Origin of the sequence: Streptomyces nanshensis (assembly GCF_001751255.1) — a bacterium.
GTDB classification, from domain to species: Bacteria; Actinomycetota; Actinomycetes; order Streptomycetales; family Streptomycetaceae; genus Streptomyces; species Streptomyces nanshensis_A.
The window spans coordinates 1-13,692 of sequence record NZ_LJGW01000261.1 but is presented as its reverse complement, the minus strand read 5'-3'; the positions used below and the strand labels follow the sequence as shown (position 1 = coordinate 13,692).

Sequence of the window (13,692 nt, the reverse complement as noted above, 5' to 3'; positions counted from 1 at the left end):
GCCCGCCTGCTGGTCGGCGCCGCTCATGCCCGCCGCGCGCAGCTCCGCCGCCACCGACTCGGTGACGTGGCGCAGCACGCGGGCGTCGGGGGCGCCGACGCCGTCGCGGGCGGCGAGGGTGCCGCGCATCGGCCGGAAGGGCACGACGAACGGGTACACGCCGCGTCCGATCAACGCACGGGCGCCCGCGACGAGTTCGTCCGGGTCCTCGCCGAGGCCCACCAGCAGATACGTCGAGACGCGGTTGTGGCCGAAGACCTCGACCGCCTCGTCCCATGCCGCCTCGTACTCGGCCAGCGGCACGGTCGACTTGCCGGGCATCCAGCGGCGCCGTACGCCGTCGTCGAGGGATTCGACGTGGATGCCGACGGACACCGCGCCGGCGTCGCGCAGTTCGCGGATCCACGCGAGGTCTCCGGGCGGTTCGCACTGCACCTGGACGGGCAGTTCCGGAACGGCCTCCCGCACGGCCCGCACACAGCGGGCGAGGTTCCGCGCACCCCTGTCGGGACCGGTGGTCGTCCCGGTGGTCATCACCATCTGCCGCACGCCGTCGAGCCGTACGGCCGCCTCGGCCACCTCGGCGAGCTGCGCCGGGGTCTTGGCGGCGACCGTGGCGCCCGAGCGCAGGGACTCCTCGATGGTGCAGAAGCGGCAGCGGTCGGACTCGGCGTAGCGCACGCAGGTCTGCACGACGGTCGTGGCCAGCACGTCCGCGCCGTGCAGCCTGGCGATCTTCTCGTACGGGACGCCGTCGGCGGTGGTCAGGTCGTAGAAGGCGGGCCGTCGCACGGGGGTCAGGGTCAGTCCGGTGTCCTCGTCGCCGAGCCATACGCGGCCGTCGCGGACCGTGTAGGGGCTGGCCGGATTGCTGGGGAGCGCGGCGTTGGCACCGTCGACGAGCACATGGCCGTCGTCGCTGGGGCCCGCGCCGTCCGGCCGCCTGACCTCCGTGTCCGATCCGAGGCCCCGCAGGGCGAGTTCGGCCCTGGTGAGGAGCTTCACGTCCACCGCGGTGCCCTTCCCGGGACGTACGCGGTGCTCTCCGGTGCCAACGCTCACGTCACACCTCTCAGAGCTGGTAGGTCGAGTTGATGATGGCGCCCTTGCGCGCGTAGTGGATCAGCGCGTCCTGGACGTCCAGCGGGTGCGTGGGGATCACCCCTTCGATGAGGTCCTCCTCCCTGGCGCCGTGCAGCGAGAGGCCGAAACGGCAGCAGTACGCCTTGCCGCCCTCCGCGATGAAGGTGGTGAGCTGGTTGTTGATGTTGTGCTCGCCGGGGAACGCGGAGCTTCCCGTCGTCGGAAAGCCGCGGGTGGCAAGGCAGTTGAGGGAGCCCGGCCCGTAGAAGTAGATGCCGGTCTCGAAGCCCTTGCGCAGCGCGCGCGTCGCCTGGAGGACGGCCACGAAGCTGACGGAGGACTCGTGGGCGATGCCGTGGACGAGGGTGAAGTACGACTCGCCGTTCTCGGCCTGGTAGTCGGGGAAGACCTTCGTGGACCCGTAGATGCTGGAGCCTTCGGGCAGCGAGGGGTGCGGGATCTCGCCGAGGCTCTTCTTCTCGACGTCGGTCAGTTCGGGGGCTGTCTGGGTCATGGTGCTCTCTCTCCTGGGAAATCGCCGCGGTACGGCGTGAGTTGAGGGACGGGGACGGGACGGGTACGGGGACGGGGGCTCCGCGCGCGGGGCGGGGAGCGTGACCGGGACGACGGCGTACCGGCCGGTCGTGGCGCTCAGTCGTAGAGCGAGGCGAAGGTGTCCCGGAAGACGCGGTCGCCGAGTTCGCCGTCACCGGCCGCCGCGCTCATCCGGGCGAACTCGCCCGCGAAGTCGCCCCACGGCTGGTCGCTGGCGAAGAGCACCCGGTCGTGTCCGAGACCGCGGCGCTCGATCTCCCGGGCCAGCCAGTACGGCGCGAAGCCGATCGCCCAGGAGAGGTCGGTGTAGACGCGCTTTCCGGCCTCGATCCAGTCGAAGAACCGGGAGCCCGCCAGTTTGATGTGGCCGCTCATGCCGCCGCCGAAGTGCACCAGGTGCACGGGGACGCGATCGGCGTACCGCTCGACGAGGAGGCCCACCTCGTCGATGTCGGACGCGGCCCCCGGAGAGGTGTGCACATGGACCACCAGGCCGTGCTGTTCGGCCGTACGGAAGATGGTGTCGAGCAGGGGCAGGCACTCCGGGTCGGTGGCGCGGCCGCCCAGCAGGAAGCTGAGCTTCAGCGCCCGTACGCCGCTCTCGCCCGCCAGCGCGAGCGCCTCGGCCGTGCGGACGGAGTCCGCGGGACGGGGCGAGACCCACAGGCCCGCCCGGATCCGGTCGTCGCTCTGCGCGGCCTCGATGACCGACTCGTTGAAGGCGAAGGAGACTTCGGGGTCGGGGACGCCGTAGTTCGGCAGTACCAGGGCGCGTTCGGTGCCCTCGGCGTCCAGGTCCTCGATGAGCTGCTTGACGCCGGAGCGGGCGCCGCCGCCCGGGTTGACGGGAGGGCCGCCGTAGTAGGGGTGATCGGGGAGCACGCCCAAGTGCCGGTGGGCGTCGAAGTGGTGACGGGTAGCCATACGGATCGCTCCTTCGGCGGGCCTTGGCCGTGGCCGGGTACGGACCGGGGCGTCAGCCGACCGGGACCGCCGGGGACAGGTGCAGTGGGGTGCCGGTGAGGGTGCCGCAGACGTCGGCGAACCGCCGCGAGGCATCGATGTGGTTTGCGAGGAACTCGGCGTCCCGGCCCACGCCTTCGAACCGCCCGGACCCCCACGTGTGCTGCCAGGGCAGGCCGAGGAAGTACAGCCCCGGACAGTCCGTCACGCCGCGCCGGTGGACGGGATGGCCGCGTCCGTCGAAGACCGGCGCCCCGATCCACCCGTGGTCACGGACGAAACCCGTCGACCAGATGACGGTGCTGATCCCGGCCTCGCGCAGGTCGAGCGTGCCGGGCTCCTCGTCCGGCTCCCACACGGGCACGTAACGCGCCTCCTCGGGAGCGTCGATGCCGTGGGCGTCGATGTGCGCGTCGATGGAGTCCTTGATGCCCTCGGCGACGGAGTCCGCGTGGTCGAGGTTGGCCCTGAGGTCGGCGGCGAACTCCAGGCGTGTGCCGTCGACTTCGGAGAGCCTTCCGTACAGACGCATGCCGTCGCGGGCGAAGGCCCGCAGATCGATGTCACGTCCGCCGTCGCGTCCCGTGACGTAGTGGTTGACGCGCATCCGCACGGCCTCGCCGTCGGCGAACTCGCCGACCTCCTTCGCGTAGTGCCCCATCTCGTCCAGCCAGGCGACGCAGTCGCGGCCCCGGTAGAAGCGGGCGACGCGCGGAGCACCGCCGACGGCGAGATGCACCCGGCGTCCCGCGAGGTGCAGGTCCTCGGCGATCTGGCACCCCGACTGGCCGGTGCCGACCACCAGTACGGCGCCCTCCGCCGGCTGGCCGGGGTTGCGGTACTGCGAGGAGTGGAGCTGCGCGACGTGGGGAGGGAGCCGCTCGGCGAGCCGCGGGACGGCCGGAGCGTGGTACGGGCCCGTGGCCACCACGACCTGCTCCGCCGTGAAGTCCCCCGCGTCGGAGGCGAGTTCGAAGACGCCGGTGGCGGACCGCCGCAGTCCCGTGACCGTCACGCCCTCGGCGAGCGGCGGCCGGAAGTGGGAGACGTAGTCCTCCAGGTAGCGCAGGACCTCGTCCCGGACCATGAATCCGTCCGGGTCCGCTCCCGCGTAGGGGAAACCGGGCAGTCTGCACTGCCAGTTGGGGGTGACGAGGCAGAAGGAGTCCCAGCGGCGCTCGCGCCACTCGCGTCCCACCCGGCCGGCCTCCAGGACGACATGTCCGATTCCGCGCTCGCGCAGGCAGTAGCTCATGGCGAGCCCGGCCTGTCCACCGCCGATCACGGCCACCGCACGGTGCGTTCCCGCGAGGTCCCGCGTCACCGCCGGCTTCCTTCCGCGTACGGGAGGGCCTTGGCGGGGACGGGCCCGTCCGGCGTGGGACGCCGGCGCCGCACCTCACCGTCGGACGGGCGCACCCGGTGACACACCTCTGGCATGCGAACCTCCATGCGGTACACCGGGGTTCGGGCTTTCGAACCCCGTCGTCGTGCATGAAGACCACTTCAATCCGGCCTCTTTGCCGAACGAAGTCATCCGGAACAAGGCTTCGTTAGCAGATCCTCACACCGGGTCGGCGCCCTCGCCGGGACAGCGCCCGCCGCCGGGCGGACTCCGCTCACCTTCCGCTGTGCGACAGCCCCGTAACCGATGGCCGCGTCCGGCAACAACTCGCCCTTACGGCGCTGTGGTCACGCCCGTCGCCGTGCAATGGCCCGCATGACGACGAACGACGAAGCCCCCCACCGCGGTCCGGGCCGTCTGCGACACCTGCTGCTGGCCCTGAACTACGAACCCCCCAGCCCTGGTTCGCGCCGTCTGCGACTCGTTCTGCTGGCCCTCGCCGCCGTGGCGGGAGCGCTCGCCGCCTTCGGGTACTACTGGACGTACGTACGCAGCGAGGCGAAACCCGTCTTCCCCGCCTTGAGACGTCGAAGCACAGCCGCGAACGGGCCCTGCCCCGCACAGAAGCAGGACGCTCATCGGGCCGGTGCACAACGGGCCGGTGCACGGTGGGTGCACAGCATGGGCGTCCGGCTTCCCGTACCGCACGTCATCCCGCTGTGCGCAGGTCCACGAACGTGCGCAACTTGCCGCTGGCCGCGGTCCGTTCGAACGCGGCCCCGTCGGTGATCTCGACCGAGCACGTGAGGAGGTCCTCCTCTTCGACCGCGGAGCGCAGGCCCGGAACCTCCGCCAGGAACGCGGCCCGGGCGGAGTCGGCCGGCGGGGCGTAGCGCTCGTCGAGCCGGACGGTGAGCCGCTCCCGCGCCGCCTCCGAGGTGAGGACGATCTGGAGTTCTCCCCGGTAGCCGAGGTGTCTCTCGGCGGCGTCGACGAAGCGCCGGTAGTGGTAGGAGTTCGTGCCGATGCGTGCCACATCGCCGTGACGGCCGAGGAGTTCGATCCGCGGGGCGCGGTTGCCGCAGGGGCACACCCCGTCGAGCGCTCGGCCGATGTCGCCGATCTGGTAGCGCTCGAGCCGCTGGCCGGACCGGGCCCGGCTGGTGAAGATCAGTCGCCCCGGTTCGCCGGCTCGTACCGGCCGGTCCTCCTCCAGGTCGAGGATCTCCAGGGTGTGCAGGTCCGTCAGCACGTGGTGGACGGAGCCTTCGGCGTGCTCGCACTGGTATGCCAGCGGTCCGAGATCGGTGCTGCCGTACGCGGCCGACCGGATCACCTCGACGCCGAAGTCGTCGGTGAGGACGCGGCGTTGCTCGGCGGTGAAGTGCTCGCCCCCGTAGTACACCTTCCGGACTCCGCCGTAAGCGCGCAGTGTCTCGCCCTGGGTGTGGAAGAGCTGCCAGAGGTAGGAGGGCATGCCGAGGAGGGTGTCGGCCCGGTAGGTCACGAGGGCTTCTGCGACCGCGGCGAGGTCGGTGCCCGCGGACAGCGGGATCTGCGTGGCGTTCAGCCGCTCCAGGATGGAGAAGAAGCTGATGAAGCCGCCGTACATGCTGCCGCTGTAGAAGAGGTTGGCGGCACGGTCGCGGGCCGGGTCGAACCCGGAGTCGAGCAGGCCGTTCGCGGCGGCGCGCATCTGGGTGTCGTAGTCGGCGTTGGTGAAGACCGAGAGCGCGGGCGCGCCTGTGCTGCCGCCGCTGCGGAAATACAGGTGGGCGTGTTCGGGAGCCAGGCTCCGCAACTGCTCCTGGACGCCTGCCTTGTCGAGCAGCGGGCCGGCGGGCGGGGCGGGCTGCACGGCCGGAGCCACGAGGTCGTCCAGACAGGAGGTGGCGGTGAAACGCTGGTCGGCCTGTACGGCGACCCGTCTGCTGTACCGCTGCAACGCGTAGACGCCGTCGTGGGGTTCGCCGTGGTAGGCGTCGAGCATGGCGCCCACCGAGGTCACTCGCGTCACACCTGCGGTGACGGCGGAGCGGCTGAGCTCCGCCACGTCCGCGCGGGTGCCGGCGATCGCCGCGGTCTGGAGGTAGCGCCGCATGGGTCGCAGGGTGGCGACCATGTCGTGGCGCGGCAGCGGCTTGACCCAGACGCTGCGGTGGAGCGGTGAGGCGGTCATCGCGGTACGGGTGTCGGCGAGGACGCGCCAGGAACCGTCCTCGGCGGCGACGACCCGGGTCAGGCCGAGGTGTTGTTCGAGCCGGGCGACGAGTTCGGTGTTGGTGATCTCGGCGTGCTCGGCGACGTCGAGCCGGACGGGGGGCAACTTGTCCGAGACCTGGGCCAGTCGGGCCGCGAAGCTGTCCGCGAAGGCGAAGACCTCCTCCCGGTCGTCGGTGTCGAGGTAGACGATCTGAGGGCTGGAACATGCCTGCTGGTCGAGAAGGCAGACGTCCGTGGCGAGCGCGGACTGGACGGAGGGGTCGCTCCAGGCATCGCGGGTCAGGTACGCGAACGAGATCTTGTGGCCCCACTCGACCAGTCGGCAGCCGGGCGGCGTGAGTTCGGCGATCCCGGCCACGGCGTCCTCGCCGCCCCACACGGCGACCGCGTCGGCCGCGGCGCACAGGGGCTCCAGCCATGCCCGGCGGCCGGAGGGAAAGCTCAGAGCGACGATCCGGCGGGCGAGGATGCCGGTCTCGTCGGCGGCGGCGAGCTCGGCGAGCAGGCGCGGAGCGAGCGGTGTGTCGGAGCTGCTGGTCTTCAGGACGTTGAGGTTGCCGGTCAGCAGTCCTTCCACGACGCTCAGCGGAGCCACGCCCGCGGCGTTGCCCGGTGCGATGTGCACGACGAGACCGACGGGCGCCCAGGCCTCGTAGACGGTCTCCCGCGCGTCGGGCCGGGTGAGCCGCTCCGGGTGCAGTCCGCCGAGTTCGCGGCGGAGCTTGCGCTCCAGCGCCGGACGGCTGAGGGCCTCGGCCGACTCGGCGAGCAGGGAAGCCGCCTGCTCCGGTTCCGTGCCGCCCTCGGTGAGGCAGTCCGTCAGCCGGGTGTGAACCGGGTCGCCGGGGGTGCGCAGCGCCTCGGAGAGCCGGTCGCAGGCGCACAGCACGACGTCGGTGGGCAACTGCTCCGCCATCGTGCGCTCGGTGAGGGCGGGCAGGTCGGCAAGGAGCTCGGTGACCTTCGCGTCGTCGATGAACTCGCCCTGCCACAGGTGGAGTCCGCTGGTCGCTCCGGGGGTCGGTGCGCTGGTCATGACGTTCCCTTCAGAAGTTCGGCGGCGGCCACCGCACAGCTACGGTTGCGGCTCACTCCGGCCCGGCCGTGGACGGTGAACCACGGGGTCGGCTGGGCGCAGCCGCATTCCTCGGCGGGGTGCAGCGAGGCGAGGTCGCCCATGAGCACGCTCTGCGCGGGGACCGAGGTGATGTACGGGGAGACGAGGTGGAGGTAGCCGCGCTCACCGTGGGGAAGGGGTTCGAGGGTGGCGGTGTCGCGTACGGCGGCGCGGGACCACACCGGAACGTGCAGGCGGTGCCGTTCGCACTCGACGTAGGGCACGCAGTGCTCGACGGACCCGAACGTGTCGCGGATCCGCTCGGAGGGGACGCCCAGGTGCTCGGTGACCTCCGCGTAGAAGGCGTGCTTGCCGATCTGACGGTCCGCGTGGCCCTTCCAGCCGCCGCCGAGCACGACGAGCGAACCGGGCGGCAGTTGCACCGGAGGGATCCCCAGCGAACGCATCCGCTCCAGGGTGAAGTGGAGGAAGGCCGGGAAGCCGAAGATCCGTACCGGCAGTCCCTCGTCGGCGTAGCGCTGGAGCGCCTCGATGCAGCCGCGCACGTCGAACTCGTGTCCCGTGCCGGTGTGGCGCAGGGCGTGGGTGGTGTCCTTGGCGGGTGCGAAGTCGCACAGGTAGTTGTCGGTGAAGGACGTGCCGAGCTTCAGCGCGGGTGCGGGCTCGTAGCTGTAGAGCAGGTAGTTGACGGGTCGGTCCGGGGTGATCCACCCGTAGTGGTCGAAGACGCGGGCCACCATGCGCTGGGCGGAGCGGATGGTCCACTCGTCGAAGAACATCTGCGACTTCTGACCGGTGGTGCCGGAGGAGGTGAGGTGGAGGAAGACCTCGTCCCGGGGGATGGAGAGCAGTTCGTGGCGCTTGAAGAAGTTGGCGTGCACGAGCGGGGCGCGCACGTCCGGGCCCATGCCCGGGGCCGGCGTCTCGGGCTCGTCCGTCAGCAACGACCGGAAGAACGGGGAGCGTTCGGCATGCCATGAGGTGCTCTCGGCCATCGCGGCAGCGAAGAGTGCGTCGGTCTCCGGGCCCTGCTCGTACGGTGCCGCGAGGTCGCACAGTCGCTGGACGTGCCGCAGCGACGCCGGATCGGGGACCTGGACGGGAAGCAGATGGCGATTCATGAGACAGCCTCGTGAAGTGGAAGGTACGTCGCGGTCCAGGCCCGCAGATACGCACTCAGGTACGGCTGCACCAGCGAACTGACGGCGGTGGCGCGGAAGTCGATCTGGCGGTTGGTCCGGGACAGCACGACGTAGTCGTGGAAGCGGTCGCCGACGCGGCGCATGGCCGGATAGAGCGCGCTGGGGACGAATCCCGCGGCCAGGAAGGCACTGAGCCCCGCGGTGTCGGAGAGCGGAAGCAGCGTCTCGACGTAGTCCACGCCGGTACGGGTGACCGCGGTCATCAGTGGTTCCAGGGCGTGCGCCATGGCCGCGGGGTACGGGTGCACCGCGATGAGCGAGCAGCTTCCGGTGACCGGGTCCAGATCCGCGTACGCCTCGAACTCGCCGTTCTCCGGGGTGAGGATCGCGTTCGGGGAGTGCAGCGGGAAGAAGCGTCCCGCCGGGTCGGGGAACCGTTCGAGGAAGCGGCGGCCCACGAAATGGCGGGCGGTGACGATCTCCATGGCCGCGGTGGAGGGGACCACCGGTCCGGGGAGCAGGCCGGTGCCCGGCGCCTCGATGGGACGGACGCTCGCATAGCCGATTCCCGAGGTCTCCTCCACGGCGGTGAGGAGCGGAGCCAGTGGGGCCGGCACGCACGGCACGTGCTCGCGGTGGTTCAGTACGTCTTCGGCGAAGAGGGCGAAGAGGGCGAGGCTTTCGCAGCCGGCCACCTCGACGGCGTTGGCCATCAGCCCCAGCGGGCGGAACCCGTTGCGCACCACGACGTGCTGGGGGCCTTCGGTCACCACCCGCACCGTTGCGTAGATCGAGTCGAGGGAACGGGTGGCCAGGGCGTCGGTGCAGACTGCGCCGGTCAGCCGGCCGGCCAGTCCCCCCTCGCGGTGGGCGGGGTGGACGGCGAGCCCGACGATCTTGCCGATCCGGTTCCCGGGTTCGGTCTGCACGACGACGGAGCCGGCCAGTTCCCCGGCGCCGGTTTTGCGGGCGACCAGCCAGTGGGTGTGCGGATCGGTGATGAGCCGTCGCATCTCTGCCGGGTCGCTGCCGAGGGGCACCGGGTATCCGTGGCCGTAGACCTCGAAGTACAACTGCCGCAGTTCCGCGACGTCTTGGAGGACTGCGGGGGTGATCGTGACGGTCATCGTGCTCCTCCTTCGGCGGTGGCGGTGGCGGTGGCGGCAGCGGCAGCCACGGTGACGGCGGCAGTCGCGGTGTCCGAGGGAACGCGCTCGGGGGCGTGCCCGGACGACGACGCGTGAGGGTCCGAAGCACCCGGGTGCTGCCCGGCGGCTGTCGCCGTCGGCTCGAAGCCGGGTGGGTCCGTCCGTTCGTCGACGGCCGTGCCACGGGCGCCCGTCCACCACAGGACGAGGGCCACCGGCACCAGGCCCGTCGCCTGGACCAGGCAGAGGGTGCGAGGCGAGATCTGGTCGCCCAGGACGCCGAACAGCAGGGAGGCGAGCGGGAAGGTGGCCCCGAGCAGCGACTGCATGACCGCGAAGAACCCCGGCTTGTCGGCGGGCGGTACGAGCCGCTGGAAGAGGGCCACGAACCGTACGCCGACGGCTCCCACGCACCATCCCGCGACGACCATGGCCGCCGCGTAGGCGGTCCGGTCCGCGAACATGCCCGGAAGGGCGAACGAGGCCGCCATGAGTCCCAGGCATACGGCGCCGGCCGTGGTCGGGCGCCCCGGCAGCCGGCCGCCGGTGAACGACCCGGCGAGGGTGCCGATGCCGAGCGACACTTCCAGCAGCGCCACGGTCGAACCGTCGGCACGCAGCACGGAGGCGGTGTAGAGCGGCATGACCACGAAGACGGCGGTGGTGAAGACGTTCGCCGCGGCGAAGCAGAGCAGCACCCGCCGGATGAACGGCAGTTCGGCGAGGATCTTCCGCAGCGTACGACGCGGAGCGGCAGACGCTGCGCTGCCCGGTGCCGGCTCCCCGGCGGACTGTGCCGCCGTTGCTCCGTCCCGCGTCCCCTCGACTCCCGTCCCGCCAGGGGCCGTTCCGGGGAAGCGGCTGACGCAGATCAGCAGGGCGGCCAGCAGGTACGCGCCGGCGCATCCGGCGACGATGCCCGGCAGTCCCCAGGCGTCGACCACGAGCGGGCCGAGGAGGCCGCCGGCCAGTCCCGCGATTGACTGTGTGGACAGTTCGAAGCCGGTCGCGGCCTCGATGTCGGCATCGTCGACGAGTTCGGGCACGGACGTGGTCAGGCAGGGGTCGAACAGGGCCTGGCAGCCGGAGATGAGCAGGGCCGCGCCGTAGGCGACGCCCGTCGGCAGCGGAGTCGTGAACGCCCACGCCGCGGTGCACGCGGCGACCGCTCCGGCTCCGGCGGCCGCCGCGGCCATCACCGACCGGTGCGGGTTGCGGGCGATGACGGCAGCCACCACGGGGGCCAGGGCGACCGCGGGCAGCGTGCTCACGGCGAGGAACGCGCCGGAGGCGAGGCCCGGTTCGGACTCGGCGGCGTACTGGACGAGCCACCAGACGATGCCGACCTGGAACATCCGGGCCGATGCCTGAGTGAGGACCTGGGCGATCCATACGGTGCCGAAGGCGGGGTTGCGCAGGACGACAGGCAGTCGCCCGCGAAGCCCCTTCGGCCCGCTCATGCGTGCGGTCTTTCGTCGACGGCGCGAATCAGCTTCCCGGAGCGGGTGTTGACGGCGAGGTCCGCGTGCCGCACCCACTCCACGGCCACCGGGTGGATGTGCCCGGCGGCGACCGCCGCTTCGTACATCGGGCGGGCCGCCCCGAACGCCTTGTCCACGGCTGCGGTGAGTTCGGGCAGTTCCTCGTCCCGGAGGTCGGAGCCGAGGCGCAGCACCAGCCCGTCGCGGCCCTCCCAGCGGCGCACCACCAGTTGCAGACCGCTGATGCGGCCCGCGGGGTCGACCGAACGCACCAGGTCGTGCACGTCCTGGGTGTGCAACGCCACCGGGCCTACGCGGAGCCCCTCTTCGGCGCGTCCGAGAATGCGGAAGTGTCCGGCTGCGGTGCAGGTCCACTCGGCGCGGTCACCGACGGGGTAGCGCAGGACCGGCATCAGGCGCCGGCGCAGATCCGTGACGACGACGCGGCCGGGGACGCCAGTGCGGGTGACGGGTTCTCCGCTGTCCTCGTCGAGGATCTCCACCACGGTGTGCGGGGTGAAGGCGCGGTGCAGCCGCGGGTCGCCCCCCGGCACGGCGGCGCCCACGAGGCCGGCGTCCACCGCGGCGTAACCGATGGAGGCCACACGGGCGTTGGGGAAGGCCGTCGCCAACAGGCGCTGCTGGTCGCTGAAGATGCTCTCGCCGCCGAAGAACAGGGTGGTCACATGGGGCAGTCGGCGTCCTTCGGCCTGCAGGTACTCGGCGAGGGAGCAGAAAGTCGTCGGGGTTCCGGCAATCACCTCGACGTCGAACTGCTCGAGCGTGTCGACGGTCGAGGCCAGGGGCGCGGCGCCGCCGATCGGAAGGCGGACGTTGGCGACCGGGGCCCGGTGCAGTGCGTCCAGGATGAAGGTGAAGCTGGCGTAGAGATCGCCCGTGTAGAAGAGGTCGGCGACCCGCTCACCGGGCCGCAGGCCGGCATCGACCAGCCCGGCGCCGAAAGCAGTGGTGAACTCGTGCCATTCCTCCCGGGTGTAGAAGGAGAACTTCGGCGCACCGGTGGTCCCGCCGCTCTTGAACACCACTGCCTCGTCGAGCGGGCCGGTCAGCAGTGTGTTTCCGCGAGGGGTGTTGGCCTGCCAGAACTCGGTCTGGGGCATGACCGGGAGTCGGGTCAGCTCCGTCACGTGATCGGGCAGTCCGGAGTAAAGCGCTGCGTAGAAGGGCGAATTGCGGCGGACGAAGCGTACGAGTTCCGCGAGTGATTGAACAGGCATGGTTTCCCTGCTTTACGGCATGCGAAGGAGGACGGCGTCCCGGAAGAGCGAACACCGTTGAGGTTCGGGGTGGTTCAGTGCTGTGCGTGCAGTGCCGAGTTCGACGGCCGGTCCGGAAGTTTCACGGACAGCCGGAATTTCTCTGGGAGACCCTGCACGGAAGCCTCGCTTCTGTGCCGGTCAACTCTGGCTTGCTTCTTACTGCTTCAGGCTTGCGCCGACGATTGACAGTAGCACTCCCCCGGCACACTGATTACACCCAGCTCCGCACTGCGACGGTGAGTTACATCTCATGGCAGGCGAATTGCCAGGACAGCGGCGGGTTGTACATCGATGCCGGAGTGCCGCCGCGGCAGAGGTACGGGTGCTGATCTCCGGCGTCCCGCCACCACCACGGTCGCTACATGCGAGGATCCGGCGATGACTGATGTGGCCCGGCCGCTTGACGGCATGAACGCCTTGGTTCTCGGGGGCGGAGGCGAAGGCATCGGGCGCGCGATCTCGCGTGCGTACGCTGCGGCCGGCGCTGCTGTCGCCGTGGCGGACGTCGAACAGGAGCGAGCACGGGATGCCGTGCATGAGTTGACGGCCTCTGGTGCACGCGCCGTTCCGCTCGTCGGGGACGTCCGATCCCCACAGGACGTCGACGGGTTCGTCGCTCACACCACCGCCGAACTCGGCAGCCTCGACGTCCTCGTGACCGTTGTCGGGGGGCAGGTCTCGTTCGTGCCGTCCGTACGGCTCCACGAGATGAGCGAAGACGACTGGGACCTGGTACACGAGATGAATCTTCGCTATGTGGCCAGGGCAGCCCGCGCGGCCATCCGGACGTTCCTCGCCCAGNTCGGCTCAGTCACCGGGGTCATGGCCGCGCCGATGCAGGCGGCATACGGGGCCGCCAAGGCCGGACTCGCCAGCCTTGCCAAGACCGTCGCTGCAGAGTACGCACGCGACGGCATCCGCATGAACGTCGTGGCCTGCGGCGCGATCGCGACACAGGCGGCAGGCTCAGTACAGGATGCCGGCGGAACCCCGGAGATTCCGATGGGCCGGCTTGGCGTCCCTGCGGACGCAGCGGCCGCGGCCGTCTACCTGGCCTCGCCGCTCTCGTCATATGTGACGGGCCAAAGTCTCGTGGTCGATGGAGGCGTCACGGTACGAGGTCCCTTCCCGGACTAGGGCGTGTGCATGAAAGATCACGCATCGGAGACGGCCCTCACGCCGTGTGCACACCCGGGCGTGCACACAGCGGGGCGGAGTACCGGACAGCCGTCGATGTGGCAGCCGGATGCGGCCTGCGGCAAGGCGCGATGTTCGCGCCGGCCATCGATGAAGTCGACTTCCTCGGCGGAGTCGTCCACGACGCCCTTGAGCCACTGCCATGTAGCTCAACGCCCTCCAGAGACAGCCGTGGGCCGCACTTCCCGCTGTCGGGA

At 70.8% G+C, this 13,692-nt stretch carries 10 protein-coding genes; 1 reads left to right on the top strand and 9 read right to left on the bottom strand.

Features of this window, described 5'->3' with window-relative positions:
- From AN218_RS15550 to AN218_RS15510, 9 genes are all read right to left on the bottom strand, one after another.
- Window positions 1-1,062, bottom strand: a 1,062-nt coding sequence (locus AN218_RS15550) for an MSMEG_0568 family radical SAM protein (protein ID WP_244900466.1), incomplete at its 3' end; no start/stop codon positions are given.
- A gap of 10 nt (window positions 1,063-1,072) precedes the next feature.
- Window positions 1,073-1,597, bottom strand: a complete 525-nt coding sequence (locus AN218_RS15545) for an MSMEG_0572/Sll0783 family nitrogen starvation response protein (protein WP_070017482.1) — start codon at window positions 1,595-1,597, stop codon at window positions 1,073-1,075.
- 137 nt (window positions 1,598-1,734) lie between these two features.
- Complete coding sequence (locus AN218_RS15540; protein WP_070017481.1) at window positions 1,735-2,562, bottom strand: amidohydrolase family protein; 828 nt, start codon at window positions 2,560-2,562, stop codon at window positions 1,735-1,737.
- A 52-nt stretch (window positions 2,563-2,614) separates the two neighbouring features.
- The gene (locus tag AN218_RS15535; protein WP_107421463.1) at window positions 2,615-3,925 is read right to left on the bottom strand and encodes an MSMEG_0569 family flavin-dependent oxidoreductase; all 1,311 of its coding nucleotides are present in this window, start codon (window positions 3,923-3,925) and stop codon (window positions 2,615-2,617) included.
- Window positions 3,926-4,655: 730 nt separating this feature from the next.
- The gene (locus AN218_RS15530) at window positions 4,656-7,205 is read right to left on the bottom strand and encodes an acyl-CoA reductase (RefSeq protein ID WP_070017480.1); all 2,550 of its coding nucleotides are present in this window, start codon (window positions 7,203-7,205) and stop codon (window positions 4,656-4,658) included.
- Window positions 7,202-8,368: a LuxE/PaaK family acyltransferase gene (locus AN218_RS15525; protein ID WP_070017479.1), complete on the bottom strand. Its 1,167-nt coding sequence runs from the start codon at window positions 8,366-8,368 to the stop codon at window positions 7,202-7,204. The genes AN218_RS15530 and AN218_RS15525 overlap by 4 nt, the downstream gene beginning before the upstream one ends.
- Window positions 8,365-9,516 carry a GNAT family N-acetyltransferase gene (locus AN218_RS15520; RefSeq protein WP_070017478.1) on the bottom strand — a complete coding sequence of 384 codons (1,152 nt, stop codon included), beginning with the start codon at window positions 9,514-9,516 and terminating at the stop codon, window positions 8,365-8,367. Before AN218_RS15520 ends, AN218_RS15525 begins: the two co-directional genes overlap by 4 nt.
- Window positions 9,513-10,997, bottom strand: coding sequence for an MFS transporter (locus tag AN218_RS15515; protein ID WP_070017477.1), 1,485 nt, complete (start codon window positions 10,995-10,997; stop codon window positions 9,513-9,515). Before AN218_RS15515 ends, AN218_RS15520 begins: the two co-directional genes overlap by 4 nt.
- Window positions 10,994-12,256: a phenylacetate--CoA ligase family protein gene (locus tag AN218_RS15510; protein ID WP_070017476.1), complete on the bottom strand. Its 1,263-nt coding sequence runs from the start codon at window positions 12,254-12,256 to the stop codon at window positions 10,994-10,996. The genes AN218_RS15515 and AN218_RS15510 overlap by 4 nt, the downstream gene beginning before the upstream one ends.
- A 333-nt stretch (window positions 12,257-12,589) precedes the next feature.
- On the opposite strand from AN218_RS15510, the gene AN218_RS15505 reads away from it, so the two are divergent.
- Entirely contained in the window at window positions 12,590-13,435 is an 846-nt protein-coding gene (locus AN218_RS15505; RefSeq protein WP_476755963.1) for an SDR family NAD(P)-dependent oxidoreductase, read from the top strand.
- Window positions 13,436-13,692: the final 257 nt, after the last annotated feature.